12 protein-coding genes are annotated in these 14,443 nt (G+C 63.7%); 2 read left to right on the forward strand and 10 right to left on the reverse strand.

Translation table 11 applies throughout. From position 1 onward, the window contains the following. Positions 1-94 precede the first annotated feature (94 nt). Positions 95-2,524, forward strand: a complete 2,430-nt coding sequence (locus MKK04_RS04525) for a TonB-dependent siderophore receptor (RefSeq protein ID WP_241106291.1) — start codon at positions 95-97, stop codon at positions 2,522-2,524. Positions 2,525-2,628: 104 nt separating this feature from the next. On the opposite strand, the gene MKK04_RS04530 is transcribed toward MKK04_RS04525, so the two are convergent. From MKK04_RS04530 to MKK04_RS04545, 4 genes are read right to left on the reverse strand one after another with little or no spacing between them, the layout of a single operon-like run. Then, positions 2,629-3,786: an osmoprotectant ABC transporter ATP-binding protein OsmV gene (locus tag MKK04_RS04530; protein WP_144170656.1), complete on the reverse strand. Its 1,158-nt coding sequence runs from the start codon at positions 3,784-3,786 to the stop codon at positions 2,629-2,631. Beyond that, complete coding sequence (locus MKK04_RS04535) at positions 3,783-4,436, reverse strand: ABC transporter permease (RefSeq protein ID WP_063911331.1); 654 nt, start codon at positions 4,434-4,436, stop codon at positions 3,783-3,785. Before MKK04_RS04535 ends, MKK04_RS04530 begins: the two co-directional genes overlap by 4 nt. Further along, on the reverse strand, positions 4,433-5,347 hold the full coding sequence (locus MKK04_RS04540) for a glycine betaine ABC transporter substrate-binding protein (RefSeq protein WP_144170657.1): 915 nt from the start codon (positions 5,345-5,347) through the stop codon (positions 4,433-4,435). Before MKK04_RS04540 ends, MKK04_RS04535 begins: the two co-directional genes overlap by 4 nt. Positions 5,348-5,360: 13 nt before the next feature. Next, complete coding sequence (locus tag MKK04_RS04545) at positions 5,361-6,074, reverse strand: ABC transporter permease (protein ID WP_063911333.1); 714 nt, start codon at positions 6,072-6,074, stop codon at positions 5,361-5,363. A gap of 557 nt (positions 6,075-6,631) precedes the next feature. Here MKK04_RS04545 and MKK04_RS04550 point away from each other — a divergent pair. Continuing rightward, the gene (locus MKK04_RS04550) at positions 6,632-8,215 is read left to right on the forward strand and encodes a peptide chain release factor 3 (protein WP_003257876.1); all 1,584 of its coding nucleotides are present in this window, start codon (positions 6,632-6,634) and stop codon (positions 8,213-8,215) included. A gap of 133 nt (positions 8,216-8,348) precedes the next feature. On the opposite strand, the gene MKK04_RS04555 is transcribed toward MKK04_RS04550, so the two are convergent. From MKK04_RS04555 to MKK04_RS04580, 6 genes are all read right to left on the reverse strand, one after another. Further along, the gene (locus MKK04_RS04555) at positions 8,349-9,428 is read right to left on the reverse strand and encodes a polyamine ABC transporter substrate-binding protein (RefSeq protein ID WP_241106292.1); all 1,080 of its coding nucleotides are present in this window, start codon (positions 9,426-9,428) and stop codon (positions 8,349-8,351) included. Between the two features lie 52 nt (positions 9,429-9,480). Further along, positions 9,481-9,822, reverse strand: coding sequence for a cupin domain-containing protein (locus MKK04_RS04560; protein WP_063911335.1), 342 nt, complete (start codon positions 9,820-9,822; stop codon positions 9,481-9,483). Positions 9,823-9,854: 32 nt separating this feature from the next. Continuing rightward, positions 9,855-11,261 carry an NAD(P)/FAD-dependent oxidoreductase gene (locus MKK04_RS04565; RefSeq protein ID WP_207834748.1) on the reverse strand — a complete coding sequence of 469 codons (1,407 nt, stop codon included), beginning with the start codon at positions 11,259-11,261 and terminating at the stop codon, positions 9,855-9,857. A gap of 63 nt (positions 11,262-11,324) precedes the next feature. Beyond that, positions 11,325-12,134, reverse strand: a complete 810-nt coding sequence (locus MKK04_RS04570; protein ID WP_144170661.1) for an AraC family transcriptional regulator — start codon at positions 12,132-12,134, stop codon at positions 11,325-11,327. Between the two features lie 371 nt (positions 12,135-12,505). Further along, a complete protein-coding gene (locus MKK04_RS04575) occupies positions 12,506-13,474 on the reverse strand; it encodes a peptide ABC transporter ATP-binding protein (RefSeq protein WP_024086321.1) in 969 nt (322 codons plus the stop codon). Continuing rightward, positions 13,474-14,442, reverse strand: a complete 969-nt coding sequence (locus tag MKK04_RS04580) for an ABC transporter ATP-binding protein (protein WP_144170662.1) — start codon at positions 14,440-14,442, stop codon at positions 13,474-13,476. The genes MKK04_RS04575 and MKK04_RS04580 overlap by 1 nt, the downstream gene beginning before the upstream one ends. Position 14,443 lies beyond the last annotated feature (1 nt).

A 14,443-nucleotide genomic window follows, 5' to 3' on the forward strand; every position in this document is an offset into this window, starting at 1 on the left:
TCGCTCGTTCGTCTTCCCCGCCAGCTGCAACTGCCAAGCATTTCCATTTGCATGCGGTTGGCGTTTATTCCGTATTCCAGGAAGTTTCGACGACGTGAACAACAACAAGCCCTTTCCACGCTTCCGCGCTCTGGCGCTGGCCCTGGCGGTCAGTGCCGTGGCCGTCAACGGCCAGGCCGCAGAGGCCGGCAGCACCATCCAGATCCAGGCCCAACCCTTGGCTTCGGCGCTGAACCAGCTGGGCCAGCAGACCAACCTGCAGCTGTTCTTCAGCCCCGAACTGGTGGCCGGCAAGCAAGCCCCGGCGGTGTCCGGCCAGCTGGCGCCCGAGCAGGCGCTGCAGCAGCTGCTGCAAGGCAGCGGCCTGACCTACGAGATGTCCCAGGGCACCGTGGTGGTCAAGCCGGCGCAGGCTGATGGCACCTTCACCACTGGCAGCCTGGAACTGGCGCCCACCGACATCAAGGTGGTGGGTGACTGGCTGGGCGATGCCCAGCAGAGCGTGGTGCAGAACCACCCCGGCGCGCGCACGGTGGTGCGCCGCGAGGCGATGGTGGAGAAGGGCGCAATGAACGTGCGCGATGTGCTGCGCGGCATCCCGGGCGTGCAGGTGCAGGACTCCAACGGCACCGGCGGCAGCGACCTGTCGCTGAACGTGGGCGTTCGCGGCCTGACTTCACGCCTGTCGCCACGCTCCACGGTACTGATCGACGGTATCCCGGCCGCTTTCGCGCCCTATGGGCAGCCGCAGTTGTCGATGGCGCCGATTTCCTCGGGCAACCTCGACAGCATCGACGTGGTACGTGGCGCCGGTTCCGTGCGTTATGGCCCGCAGAACGTCGGCGGGGTGATCAACTTCGTTACCCGGGCGATCCCGGAGAAGGCCTCGGCGGAGCTGTCCACCACCCTGGAAACCTCCCGGCATGGTGGCTGGAAGCATACCGAATCGGCCTTCGTCGGCGGCACGGCGGACAACGGCATGGGTGTGGCGCTGCTGTACACCGGGGTGAATGGCAACGGCTACCGTGAAAGCAACAACGGCAACGATATCGATGACGTCATCCTCAAGACCCACTGGGCGCCGACTGACGTCGACGAGTTCTGGCTCAACTTCCACTATTACGATGGCCGTGCCGACATGCCCGGCGGCCTGACCCAGGCCCAGTACGACAGCAACCCGTACCAGTCGCTGCGCGACTACGACTACTTCGCCGGCCGGCGCAAGGATGTGTCGTTCAAGTGGCAGCGGCAGCTCGACGACGCCACCCAGTTCGAAGTGCTGACCTACTACACCGACAGCTTCCGCGGCAGCGCCATTGCCTCGCGCGACATGAAGACCCTGTCGTCGTACCCGCGCAACTACCACACCTTCGCCATCGAACCACGGCTGTCGCGGATCTTCTTCGCCGGCCCGACCACCCAGGAAGTCAGCGTGGGTTACCGCTACCTGAAGGAAGCGATGCGTGAGCAGTCGACCCGCCTGGCGCTGATCGACAATGTGCCGACGCCAACCCCGACCTCCGACGGCCATGTGTTCCAGGACCGCAGTGGCGGTACCGAGGCCAGCGCCTACTACATCGACGACAAGATCGACGTGGGTAACTGGACCATCACCCCGGGCATCCGCTTCGAGCACATCAACACCGACTGGCGCGACCGCCCGGTGCTCGGTGCCAACGGCCAGCCGGTGCCAGAGAAGAAACGCAGCATCACCAGCAACGAGCCGCTGCCGGCGCTGAGCGTGATGTACCACCTCTCCGATGCGTGGAAGTTGTTCGCCAACTACGAGACCTCGTTTGGCAGCCTGCAGTACTTCCAGCTGGGCCAGGGCGGTACTGGCAACAGCACGGCCAATGGCCTGGAACCGGAAAAGGCCAAGACCTACGAAATCGGTACCCGCTATGACAATGGCGCCTTTGCCGGTGAGCTGACGGCGTTCTACATCGACTTCGACGACGAACTGCAGTACATCAGCAACGACGTGGGTTGGACCAACCTCGGCGCGACCAAGCACCAGGGTATCGAGGCTTCGGTGCGCTATGACCTGGCGGGGCTTGACCCGCGCCTGGAAGGGCTGTCGGTGAGCGGTGGCTACACCTATACCCGCGCTACTTATGAAGGGGACATTCCTGGCTTCAAGGGCCGTGACCTGCCGTTCTATTCACGCCAGGTGGCCACTGCCGGGGTGCGCTACGCGGTCAACCACTGGACCTGGAACCTGGATGCCTACGCCCAATCCAAACAGCGTGCACCGGGTACGGGGATCAATGCCGATGGCAGCTTCAACGGCGACTACATCACCGAGCCGAGTGCGGACGGGCAGTTCGGCGACATTCCGGGTTACGTGACCTGGCATGCGCGTGGCGGCTATGAGTTCGGACCGGAAATGTCCAACCTGAAGTTGGCGGCGGGGGTGAAGAACCTGTTCGACAAGCAGTACTTCACCCGCTCCAGCGACAACAATGCCGGCATCTATGTGGGTGAGCCACGGACCTTCTATGTGCAGGCCAGTGTAGGGTTCTGACACCGCGTCGCCTGTTCGCGGGTGAACCCGCTCCCACAGGTATCGCGCAGGTCATCAGCTTGCGCAGTCCCTGTGGGAGCGGGTTTACCCGCGAAGAGGCCGATTCAGGAAATCACCGCCTCGGCCGGCGAAACGATGCTGGTCTTGGCCCCCCGCGAACGCCCCGAACTCAGGTAAGCCGCAATCGACTCCTGGGTCACTTCACCCAGGAACACCTGCTCGGCATCCAGCACCGGCAGCCACGCCCGGTTGAATTCGTACATCCGCGACAACAGGATGCGCAAATGCTCATCATGCGCCGCGGTTGCATTGAACGGCCGCAGGAAGTCGCCACAGGTCCCTTGCTGGCGATGCATATCACGCCGGCGCACGTAGCCCAGTGCCTTGTTCTGCGCATCGGTCACCACCACGTAACGGCGGTCGTGCTCGTCCAGCAGCTCCAGCGCATCGCTCACCGGCGTCTGCGGGCTCACCGATGGCGCGTTGTCTGCCGCATCCTCGGCACGCACCAGCAGCAGGCGCTTGAGGGTGCTGTCCTGGCCGACGAAGTTGCTGACGAACTCATCCGCCGGATGCGCCAGCAGGGTGTCCGGGTGGTCCAGCTGCAACAGCTTGCCGGCACGGAAAATGGCGATCTTGTCGCCCAGCTTGATCGCTTCGTCGATGTCGTGGCTGACCATGATCACCGTCTTGTTCAGCGCCCGCTGCATCTCGAAGAACTCGTTCTGGATCATCTCGCGGTTGATCGGGTCGACCGCGCCGAACGGCTCGTCCATCAGCAGCACCGGCGCTTCCGCCGCCAAGGCGCGGATCACGCCGATACGCTGCTGCTGGCCACCGGACAGCTCGCGCGGGTAGCGTTGCAGGTACTGCTTGGGCTCCAGCTTGATCATGTGCATCAGCTCGCGGGCGCGTTCATGGCACTTCTGTTTGTCCCAGCCGAGCAGGCGCGGCACCACGGTGATGTTCTCCTCGATGGTCATGTTGGGGAACAGGCCGATCTGCTGGATCACGTAGCCGATGTGCCGGCGCAGGGTGACTTCGTCCAGCCCGGTGGTGTCTTCGCCATTGATGAACACCTGGCCGGAAGTGGGGGTGATCAGGCGGTTGATCATTTTCAGGGTAGTGCTCTTGCCGCAGCCCGAGGGGCCGAGGAACACGCAGATTTCCCCTTCGTTGACGGTGAGGCTTACCGCGTCGACGGCTTTGACGTCCTTGCCGTTGACGTTGAAGGTTTTGCTGAGGTTCTTCAGTTCGATCATGAGCGCAGTCCTTCTGGAGTCAGGGCACGTTGCAGGGTTTGCAGCAGCAGGTCGGCGATGATCGCCAGCAGGCTGACCAGCACGGCGCCGACCAGCAGCATCGACATGTCGCTGCGGCTGATGGAGGTAAGGATGAGTACGCCGAGGCCGCCGGCGCCGATGGTGGCGGCGATGGTCATGACGCCGATGTTCATCACCACGGCGGTGCGCACGCCGGCGAGAATCACCGGCACGGCGATGGGCAGTTCGACCATGCGCAGGCGCTGGCCGAAGGTCATGCCGATGCCGCGCGCGGCTTCACGGATGCCGGGCTCGACGTTGGTCAGGGCCAGGTAGGTGTTGCGCAGGATCGGCAGCAGTGAATAGAGGAACACCGCAGTGATCGCCGGCAGCGGCCCGAGGCCCTGGCCGAACCTGGAGTAGAACGGCAGCAGCAGGCCGAACAGGGCGATGGACGGGATGGTCAGCAGCACCGTGGCACTGGCCTGCAATGGGCCGGCGACGGCCGGGAAGCGGGTCATCAGGATGCCCAGCGGTACGCCGACGATGATCGCCAGGCCCACGGCGACGCCGACCAGCATGATGTGTTGCCAGGTCAGATGCAGCACCTGGGCCCAGTCCAGATGGTTGAAGGTATCGATCAGGTTCATGGCTGGCCCTCGCTGTTCAGTGGATGCTCACGCAGGAAAGCGGCAGCCACGGCGGTCGGGTTCTGGTGCTCGACATCGACCTTGGCGTTGAGCTGGCGCATGGTTGCGTCATCCAGTTGCTCGGCCAGTGGCTTGAGCAGGCCGGCCAGCTGCGGGTTGGCGTCGAGCACGGCTTTGCGCACCACCGGCGCGGCGGTGTAGTCGGGGAAGTAGTGCTTGTCGTCTTCCAGCAACTTGAGGTTGAACGCGTTCAGGCGGCCATCGGTGGTGTACACCAGGCCGGCGAACACCTGGTTGTTGTGCATGGCGGTGTAGACCAGGCCGGCATCCATCTGGCGGATGTTGGCGCGGCCCACTTGCAAGTCGTACATCGCCTTCAGGCCGACCAGGCCGTCCGGGCGGTTGGCGAACTCGGTGTCCAGCGCCACCAGGTGGTTGCGTCGGCTTTCGTCACGCAGCACCTGGTTGAGGTCGCTGATCGAGTTGATCTGTGGATAAGCCTCGGCGACCTGCTTGGGCAGGCCCAGCGCGTAGGTGTTGCTGAACTTCGACGGGGTCAGCCAGATCAAGCCTTTCTTCGCGTCCAGTGCCTTGACCTTGGCGTAGGTGGCCTCGGCACTGGGCATGCGCTCATCGATATGGTTGTACGACACCAGTGACACGCCGGTGTATTCCCACATCAGGTCGAGCTGGCCGGTTTCCTGGGCCTGGCGCGCGATGCTGCTGCCAAGGCCGCTGGTGACGCGCACGTCAAAACCGTTGGCGCGCAGGTATTGCGCGGTGATTTCGGCGAGCACGGTCTGTTCGGTGAACACCCGCGCGCCGATGCGGATCAGCGGTTTTTCCGCTGCCTGGGCAAATCCTGCGAACAGCAGGGCCGCGCCCAGCAGCAAGGCGATTTTCTTGTTCATACGTTCCCTCTTGTTATCCAGCCAGGCCACGTTCCAGCCAGCGCTTGCTGGAGAAACTCACCGCCGCGTCCAGCACCAGCGCCAGCAGCGCGGTGCAGGCGGCACCCAGCAGCAGCTGTGGCTGGTTGTTCAGGGCGATGCCGGGGAAGATCAGGCTGCCCAGGCTGTTGGCGCCGATCAGGAAGGCCAGCGGTGCGGTGCCCACGTTCAGCGCCAGGGCCACGCGCACGCCGCCGACGATGATCGGCACGGCGTTGGGCAACTCAACCTGCCAGAGTTGCTGGCGCGGGGTCATGCCGATGCCGGTGGCGGCTTCCTTGAGCGAGGCGGGGACGTTTTTCAGGCCCTCGTAGGTGTTGCGCACGATGGGCAGGAGGGAGGCGAGGAACAGGGCGAAGATTGCAGGCCCGGCGCCGATGCCCAGGATACTCAGGGCGATGGCCAGAACGGCCAGGGGAGGGATGGTGTTGCCAACGTTGAACAACTGCATGAAGCGCTCGGCTTTGTCGACCCGCTGCGGTCGACTTAACGCAATGCCGGCGGGGATGCCCACGGCCAGCGCCGCCGCCATCGAAGCCAGCACCAGGACCAGGTGCGCTTGCAGGTAGAACCCAAGATCGTCGCGATAACGCGTGATCGTGTCGATGCCGATCCAGTGGACCAGCAGGGCCAGGATGACGAGCACGGCGGCCCATCCCAACAGCCCTTTTCCGTAGCGTTTTGCCACAGGCGGACTCCTTGTGTAGTCGGCGAGCACACTTCTTGGTTGCCGGCCAGTCCTGGCGGCGGGTGGTGTGTTCGCGAGTAGCAGCATGACGCACGCCGAAGGCTGCGATCAGGCCATGAGCCGAACCCCGTCGGGCCCGAAAATGCTGATGAAAACAGCTCCCCAACCGAAGCGGGTTGCAGGGGAGTGGACGTCTCCGTGGGTGTAAAGGTTCCCATCTGGGGCGGCATTTGGCCAGTGCTAATCACTGGGTGTATCGAAATATGGCGAGAAAAAACAGCGTATTGATTCGCTACAAGCGTTGAAATAACTGACCTGTGGCCATTTATCGTGATAAAGCGATTGCCTGTGGAATCGGCTTTGCCTGAGCCGGCCCTTTCGCGGGTAAACCCGCTCCCACAGGGACTGCACCGCACCTGGACGCTGTGCAGTCCCTGTGGGAGCGGGTTTACCCGCGAAGAGGCCGGCACAGCACCACTCATTCCTCAGGTTTTGGTCCCGGCCCAACTTCAGGTATGATATCGCCCCTTTTAAATCCCCCAGTCAGGCGATTTCCCATGACCAACCAGGCCGCCGAAGTCGCGAAGCGCCGCACTTTCGCAATCATTTCCCACCCCGACGCCGGTAAGACCACCATCACCGAGAAGCTGCTGCTGATGGGCAAGGCCATTGCCGTCGCCGGTACCGTGAAGTCGCGCAAGTCCGACCGCCACGCCACCTCCGACTGGATGGAAATGGAGAAGCAGCGCGGCATCTCCATCACCACCTCGGTGATGCAGTTCCCGTACCGCGAGCACATGATCAACCTGCTCGACACCCCCGGTCACGAAGACTTCTCGGAAGATACCTACCGCACCCTGACCGCGGTGGACTCGGCGCTGATGGTGCTCGATGGCGGTAAAGGTGTAGAGCCACGCACCATCGCCCTGATGGACGTGTGCCGCCTGCGCGACACGCCGATCGTCAGCTTCATCAACAAACTCGACCGTGACATCCGCGACCCGATCGAACTGCTCGACGAGATCGAAGCGGTACTGAAGATCAAGGCGGCACCGATCACCTGGCCGATCGGTTGCTACCGCGACTTCAAGGGCGTGTACCACCTGACCGGTGACTACATCGTGGTGTACACCCCGGGCCACGGCCACGAGCGCACCGAAGCCAAGATCATTCAGAAGCTGGATTCGGACGAGGCCCGCGCCCATCTGGGCGACCAGTACGACTCGTTCGTCGAGCAGCTGGAGCTGGTGCAGGGTGCCTGCCACGAGTTCAACCAGGAAGAGTTCATCAACGGCCAGCTGACCCCGGTGTTCTTCGGTACTGCATTGGGCAACTTCGGTGTCGACCACGTGCTCGACGCAGTCGTCGACTGGGCGCCGCGCCCGCTGGGCCGTGTTGCCCACGAGCGTACCGTCGAGCCTGTGGAAGAGAAGTTCACCGGCTTCGTGTTCAAGATCCAGGCGAACATGGACCCGAAACACCGCGACCGCATCGCCTTCATGCGCATTTGCTCGGGCAAGTACGAGAAAGGCATGAAGATGCGCCACGTGCGGATCAACAAGGACCTGCGTATCGGCGATGCGCTGACCTTCTTCTCCTCCGAGCGTGAGCAACTGGAAGAGGCCTATGCCGGCGACATCATTGGCCTGCACAACCACGGCACCATCCAGATCGGCGACACCTTCACCGAAGGCGAGGCGCTGGGCTTCACGGGTATCCCGCACTTCGCCCCGGAACTGTTCCGCCGCGTACGCCTGAAGGACCCGCTGAAATCCAAGCAGCTGCGTCAGGGCCTGCAGCAGCTGGCCGAAGAGGGCGCGACCCAGGTGTTCTTCCCGGAGCGCAGCAACGACATCATCCTCGGTGCGGTCGGTGTGCTGCAGTTCGACGTGGTCGCCAGCCGCCTGAAGGAAGAGTACAAGGTCGAGTGCGCCTACGAGCCGATCACCGTCTGGTCGGCGCGCTGGATCGGCTGCGACGACAAGAAGAAGCTCGAGGAATTCCAGAACAAGGCCATGGAAAACCTGGCCATCGACGGTGGCGGGCACCTGACCTACCTGGCGCCGACCCGGGTCAACCTGTCGCTGATGGAAGAGCGCTGGCCGGACATCAAGTTCCGCGCTACCCGCGAGCACCACTGATTTTCGAGAGCCTGCCAACTGACCCTGTGGGAGCGGGTTCACCCGCGAATGCGTCGGTGAATTCAATATCGCATTCGCGGCGGTTCGGCGCTCCGATGAACCCGCTCCCACAGGGACCGTGCTAAGACCGAAATTAATTCCCGGCCTTGATACTGGTCCAGATCCGGGTTCTGATACGGTCGATCTTCGCCGGCATTGCCTCCAGCGCATACAGCTTGCCCATCACTTCCTCGCTCGGGTAAACCATCGTGTTGTCCTTCATCGCCGGTTCCACGAGCCCGTCCGCTTCGAGGTTGCCGTTGGCGTACTGCACATGGTTGCTGATGTTGGCCATCACCTGCGGCTGCAGCAGGTAGTTCATGTAGGCATACCCGGCCTTTTCATCCGGCGCATCGGCCGGCATGGCGACCATGTCGAACCACATCGGCGCGCCTTCCTTCGGGATCGAGTACCCCACGTTCACTCCGTTCTTCGCTTCTTCGGCGCGATTCTTCGCCTGCAGCACATCCCCCGAGAAACCCACCACCACGCAGATATCGCCATTGGCCAGGTCGCCGGTGTACTTCGATGAGTGGAAGTAGCTGATGTACGGCCGCACCTGCATCAACAGCGCCTTGGCCTTGTCGTAGTCCGCCGGGTTCTGGCTGTGGTGCGGCAGGCCCAGGTAGTGCAGGGCGATCGGCAACAGTTCGGGGCCGTTGTCCAGCACGGCGACGCCGCAGGTTTTCAGCTTGCTCATGTATTCGGGCTTGAAGATCAGGTCCCATGAGTCCAGTGGCGCGTTGTCCCCGAGCACCGCCTTGACCTTGTCGATGTTGTAGCCGATACCGGTGCTGCCCCACAGGTAGGGGAAGCCGTACTGGTTGCCCGGGTCGTTCACCTCCAGCGCCTTGAGCAGCACCGGGTTGAGGTTGTGCCAGTTGGGCAGTTGCGACTTGTCCAGGCGCTTGAGGGCCTTGCCCTGGATCTGCCGGGCCATGAAATGGTTGGATGGAAACACCACGTCGTAGCCGGAGTTGCCGGTCATCAGCTTGCCGTCGAGGGTTTCGTTGCTGTCGTAAACATCGTAGGTGGGCACGATACCGCTGGCTTGCTGGAAGTTCTTCAGTGTGTCGGGGGCGACGTAGCTGGACCAGTTGTAGATCTTCACCGTTTCGGCGGCGCCGGCCACGCTGGCGGCCAGCATCAGGGGGGCGAGAAGGAGCGTGCGCATGTCGGGGTTACCTTGCTTTGTCTGTTGTTGTCGAAGGCAGGCGATCAGCGGATCAGAAAATAAGGACGTAGGTCTTGCGCACGGTCTCCTGGATGTCCCAGGTGCCGGTGCTGTTGGCCGGTAGCATCAGTGCGTCTCCGGCTTCTATGAGCAGCGGCTTGCCACCGTCGGGGGTGAAGGTGCAGCGGCCCTTGATGAAATGGCAGAACTCCTGCTGCACGATCTGCCGCCGCCAGCGCCCGGGGGTGCACTCCCAGATGCCGGTTTCGACGCCGTCGCTGCGTTCCACGCAGGTGACCGAGGTCACCGCCACGGGCTCGCCGAGTGGTACCGCAACGGGGTTGGAGCTATCCAGCACGGCGCTGTCGCTGTTCTTGAACTGGGTGATGTTCATGACCGGTGAATCCTGTGTCGGGGAAAGGGAAGTCAGTGCATGAAACCTTCCATGAAGTCCGCAAGACTGCTGGCCAGGCGCCGCCTCCACGACGCGCAGGCGGGATTGGCGAGGGTCCGGTCCTCGTGGACGAAACTCTGGATGATTGCGTTGTAGCCCAGCCAGCGGCAGGGCTCGGGTGGCCAGCTGGCCAGGCTTGAAAGCGGGCGGTTGTCGAGCACCCAGGGTTGCGCAGTCAGTTCGTTGTGCTGGTTGAGGATCAGCGCCGCCAGGGTGCGCCCGCCCAGGTTGGTGGCGCCGACACCCTCGCCGCCGTAGCCGCCGGCCAGGGCGATGCCGCGCTGGCGGTCGCAGAGCATGTGCGGGTGGAAGCGCCGTGCCATGCCCAGGTTGCCGCCCCACGAATGGGTGATGCGCACGTGCTTCAGCTGCGGGAACAGTTCGCTGAACAGATAGCGGCGCAGCTCGATTTCCTGTTCAGTGAGGTTGAAGTTTTCGCGCAGGCGGCCACCGAAGCGGTAGCCGCCACGGGCGCCGAATACCAGGCGGTTGTCGGCGGTACGCTGGCCATAGGTGACCTGGCGGCTGCTTTCGCTGAACGCCTGGCCCTGGTTCAGGCCGATCTGTTCCCAGGTGGCCTCCGGCAATGGCTCGGTGGCCACCAACAGGCTCTGTACCGGCAGCTGATGTTTGCCCAGTGGCGGCAGGCTGGCGGCGTAGCCCTCCACGGCGGGTACCATCCATTGGCAGCGAATGCGCGCCAACGGGGTACGCACCTCACCGGGCTGCCAGTCGATGGCCGGGGTGTTTTCGTAGATGGGTACGCCCAGCGCTTCTACCGCTCGGGCCAGGCCACGCGCCAGCTTGGCGGGTTGGATAGTTGCGGTGTGCGGGCTGTAGATGGCCCCATAGGCATTGCTGACCCGCAACTGGGCGTCCAGCTGTTCGGGGCGCAGCCAGCGGTAGTCGTCCTCGGTCATGCCCTGACGATAAAGGTCGTCGAGGTAGGCGCGCAGGCTACGCTCCTGTTCCGGGTAGCGTGCGGCGCAGTACAGCACGCCGCCTTTGCGGTAATCGCAGTCAATGCCCTCGCGTTGCAGCACGCGGTGTACTTCATCAGGAATGCCATGCAGCAGGTCGATGCTGGTGCGCCGCTGTTGCGGCGACAGGGTCGCGAGCAGGCGGTTTTCGCCGAGCAGGTTGCCCATCAGCCAGCCGCCGTTGCGCCCCGAGGCGCCAAAGCCGGCGATGTTGGCGTCGATCACGGCGATGTTCAGCTGTGGCGCCTGACGCTTGAGGTAGTAGGCGGTCCACAGGCCGGTGTAGCCAGCGCCGATGATGCACACATCCGCTTCCAGGTCGTCGCGCAGGGCCGGGCGGGCGCACAGCGGCTCGTCAAGCTGGTCCATCCACAGGCTGAGCGTGCGCAGGGGTTGCATCGGGTTCGGCTCCACATCCGTCAAGGTCTGTGGCGATCCTAGTGGTGTCGGCGGGCGGCTGTCCTACGTGCGTGCACGCAGGGAAATTTGCTTCAGGTAGGCCTTGGGCGTAAGCCCGGTGTGTTCGCGGAAACACTTGTAGAACGCCGACAGCGAGTTGAAACCGGCATTGAACGCCAGCTCGTCGATCGTCGCCTCGACGCTGTCGTCATCGAGGCTGGCCATCAGGTGCTGCAGGCGGGCCTGGTTGACGTAGCGGTAGAAGCTTTGCCCGAGCACCTGGTTGAGCAGGTAGGAGATCTGGTTGCGGCTGTAGCCGCTGGCGTCGGCCACCTGCTGCAGGTCTAGCTCCGGGTCCAGGTAGGGGCGCTGGCGCTGGAAGTAGTGCTCCAGGTCCTGGGCCATGGTCGACAGTTGTCGGGGGGACAGGCCAAGGCGGCTGGTGGCTGGGCGCGGGCCGCTGCTGGTGTGGCCGCTGCCGTTCTGGCGGACCAGCGTGGCGTACTCGTTGACTTGCCAGATCAGGCCGTCCTTGACGGTGATCGCCTCACTGGACTGGAACGCTACCAGGCCATCGCCGCCCTGGACCGTGACCTGGTACTGGATGAACGCGGTGCAGCCGTCGACGCGGATGCGGTCGCTGTGGACGATGTCTTCGCCGGCTTCATGGGGCAGGCAGGCGCGCACGTAGTCACGCAGTTCCTGGTAGCCGAGCACGCGGTTCTGGAAGAAGTCGTGGTACTGGATGTCGGGGTGGTAGAGCGCAATGACGCCGTCGAGGTCGCGGTGCTTCCAGCACAGGTGGTAGCGCAGCACGGTGTCGGCGGTGAGCGGGGTCTGCTCGGGGCCGTCGGGGAGGGTAGTGGCGGTCATGAGCCTGATAGTGCATTGCAGAACACCCAGCTGCAAGGGTGTGGATCCGGCATATTGCACGGTTTCGCCAAGCGGCTTGGGGAGTAAGCCGTTGATTCGGTTGAGTGTAATTTTTTGACAGGGATGGCATGGCGAGTGCACCGGTCTGTTCAACATCGAACAAGGAGAAAGACCATGCGCTCGATACTGCTCTGGATGATTGGGGTGCCGATTCCGGTGATTATCCTGATCTGGTTCTTCATGCATTGAGATCCCCGGGGCCGCTTTGCGGCCCTTCGCGGGTAAACCCGCTCCCACAGGGAGCGCACAGATTTCGAATGCTGTGAAACACCTGTGGTAGCGGGTTTACCCGCGAAGAAGGTCATACCGATCTAGAGGAACTGCTCCGCATAGTGGCAGGCCACCTGCCGGGTACTCACCTGCCGCAACGCCGGCACCTCCTTGGCACACCGCTCGGTCGCATACGGGCAGCGCTTGTGAAACGCACAGCCATCCGGCGGGTTCAGCGGGTTGGGCAGCTCCCCGGCAATACGGATCTTCGGCTTCAACGGGTCCGGGTGAATCGCCGGCGTGGCTGACAGCAACGCCTGGGTATACGGGTGCAACGGCCTTTCGTAGATATCCTCTTTCGGCCCCATCTCCGCCGGCCGCCCCAGGTACATCACCAGCACCTGATCGGCCACATGCCGCACCACCGCCAGGTTGTGCGAGATGAACACATAGGCGGTGTTGAACTCCTTCTGCAAATCCATGAACAGGTTCAGCACCTGGGCCTGGATCGACACGTCCAGCGCCGAGGTCGGCTCGTCCGCCACCAGCACCTTGGGCTGCAGCATCATCGCCCGCGCCAGGGCGATACGCTGGCGCTGGCCGCCGGAGAACATGTGCGGGTAGCGCTGGTAATGCTCGGGGCGCAGGCCGACCTGTTCCATCATCTTCTGCACCTTTTCTCGCCGCTCGGCCTTGCTCAGCGAGGTGTTGATCAGCAGCGGCTCGGCCAGCTGGTCACCAATCTTCTGCCGAGGGTTGAGCGAGGCGTAGGGGCTCTGGAACACCATCTGCACGTCGCGGCGCAGTTGCTTGCGTTCGCTCTTGCTGGCGCCTTTCACTTCGGTGCCGGCAATTTGCAGCGAGCCGGACGACGGCTCTTCGATCAGGGTCAGGGCGCGGGCCAGGGTCGACTTGCCGCAGCCGGACTCGCCGACCACGGCCAGGGTCTTGCCGGCCTCCAGTTCGAACGACACGCCATTCAGCGCGCGGACCAGGGCGTGGCCCTTGAACAGCCCGCGAGAGACTTCGTAATGCCGGGTCAGCTCCCGGGCGGATAGAACGACGGCCATCACGCCACCTCCTGGTTCAGCGGGTAGAAGCAACGCACCAGGCCATGGGCCTGGGGATCGAGGGGCGGGCGCTGGCGCCGGCAGTTGTCCTGCACGTACGGACAGCGCGGTGACAGCAGGCAACCCTCGGGGCGGTCGTAGCGGCCGGGGACGATACCGGGCAGGGTGGCCAGGCGCTCGGCGCCGATGCTGTGCTCGGGAATCGCCGCCAGCAGTGCTTCGCTGTAGGGGTGGGCAGGCACGTCGAACAGCTCCGGCACCTGGCCCACTTCCACGGCCTGGCCGGCGTACATCACGCATACGCGCCTGGCCGTTTCGGCGACCACGGCGAGGTCGTGGGTGATCAGGATGAGCGCCATGTTGCGCTCTTTCTGCAGGTTGACCAGCAGCTCCATGATCTGCGCCTGGATGGTCACGTCCAGTGCAGTGGTGGGTTCGTCGGCGATCAGCAGCTTGGGTTCGCCGGCAATCGCCATGGCAATCGCCACGCGCTGGCTCATGCCGCCGGACAGTTGGTGCGGGTAGGCGTCCAGGCGGCTTTCGGCCGCCGGGATCTCGACCTTTTTCAGCAGCTCCAGGGCACGCTGGCGCGCGGCCTTGCCCTTCAGGCCCAGGTGCTGGCGCAGCACTTCCTCGATCTGGTAGCCCACGGTGTAGCTGGGGTTGAGCGCGGTCATCGGGTCCTGGAAGACCATGGCGATGTCCTTGCCCACCACCTTGCGTCGCTGGCGGCCGCTGAGCTTGAGCATGTCGGTGCCGTCGAAGTTGAGCGCGTCGGCAGTGATGCGCCCCGGGGCATCGATCAGGCCCATCAGGGCCATCATGGTCACGGACTTGCCGGAGCCCGATTCGCCGACGATGGCCAGGATCTCGCCGGCCTCCACCGTCAGGTCCAGGCCATCGACCACCGGTACCGCAGTGGCGTCGCCGAAGCGCACGTTCAGGTTGTTGATCTGCAACAGTGACATG

Source organism: Pseudomonas sp. LS.1a, assembly GCF_022533585.1.
Taxonomy (GTDB): Bacteria; Pseudomonadota; Gammaproteobacteria; order Pseudomonadales; family Pseudomonadaceae; genus Aquipseudomonas.

What these genes read in the sequence shown, in the direction of transcription:
- MKK04_RS04555 (WP_241106292.1), bottom strand. Translation starts at nt 9,428, where the DNA reads ATGCGCACGCTCCTTCTCGCCCCCCTGATGCTGGCCGCCAGCGTGGCC.
- MKK04_RS04530 (WP_144170656.1), bottom strand. Translation starts at nt 3,786, where the DNA reads ATGATCGAACTGAAGAACCTCAGCAAAACCTTCAACGTCAACGGCAAG.
- MKK04_RS04540 (WP_144170657.1), bottom strand. Translation starts at nt 5,347, where the DNA reads ATGAACAAGAAAATCGCCTTGCTGCTGGGCGCGGCCCTGCTGTTCGCA.
- MKK04_RS04580 (WP_144170662.1), bottom strand. Translation starts at nt 14,442, where the DNA reads ATGTCACTGTTGCAGATCAACAACCTGAACGTGCGCTTCGGCGACGCC.
- MKK04_RS04560 (WP_063911335.1), bottom strand. Translation starts at nt 9,822, where the DNA reads ATGAACATCACCCAGTTCAAGAACAGCGACAGCGCCGTGCTGGATAGC.
- MKK04_RS04565 (WP_207834748.1), bottom strand. Translation starts at nt 11,261, where the DNA reads ATGCAACCCCTGCGCACGCTCAGCCTGTGGATGGACCAGCTTGACGAG.
- MKK04_RS04575 (WP_024086321.1), bottom strand. Translation starts at nt 13,474, where the DNA reads ATGGCCGTCGTTCTATCCGCCCGGGAGCTGACCCGGCATTACGAAGTC.
- MKK04_RS04570 (WP_144170661.1), bottom strand. Translation starts at nt 12,134, where the DNA reads ATGACCGCCACTACCCTCCCCGACGGCCCCGAGCAGACCCCGCTCACC.
- MKK04_RS04535 (WP_063911331.1), bottom strand. Translation starts at nt 4,436, where the DNA reads ATGAACCTGATCGATACCTTCAACCATCTGGACTGGGCCCAGGTGCTG.
- MKK04_RS04550 (WP_003257876.1), top strand. Translation starts at nt 6,632, where the DNA reads ATGACCAACCAGGCCGCCGAAGTCGCGAAGCGCCGCACTTTCGCAATC.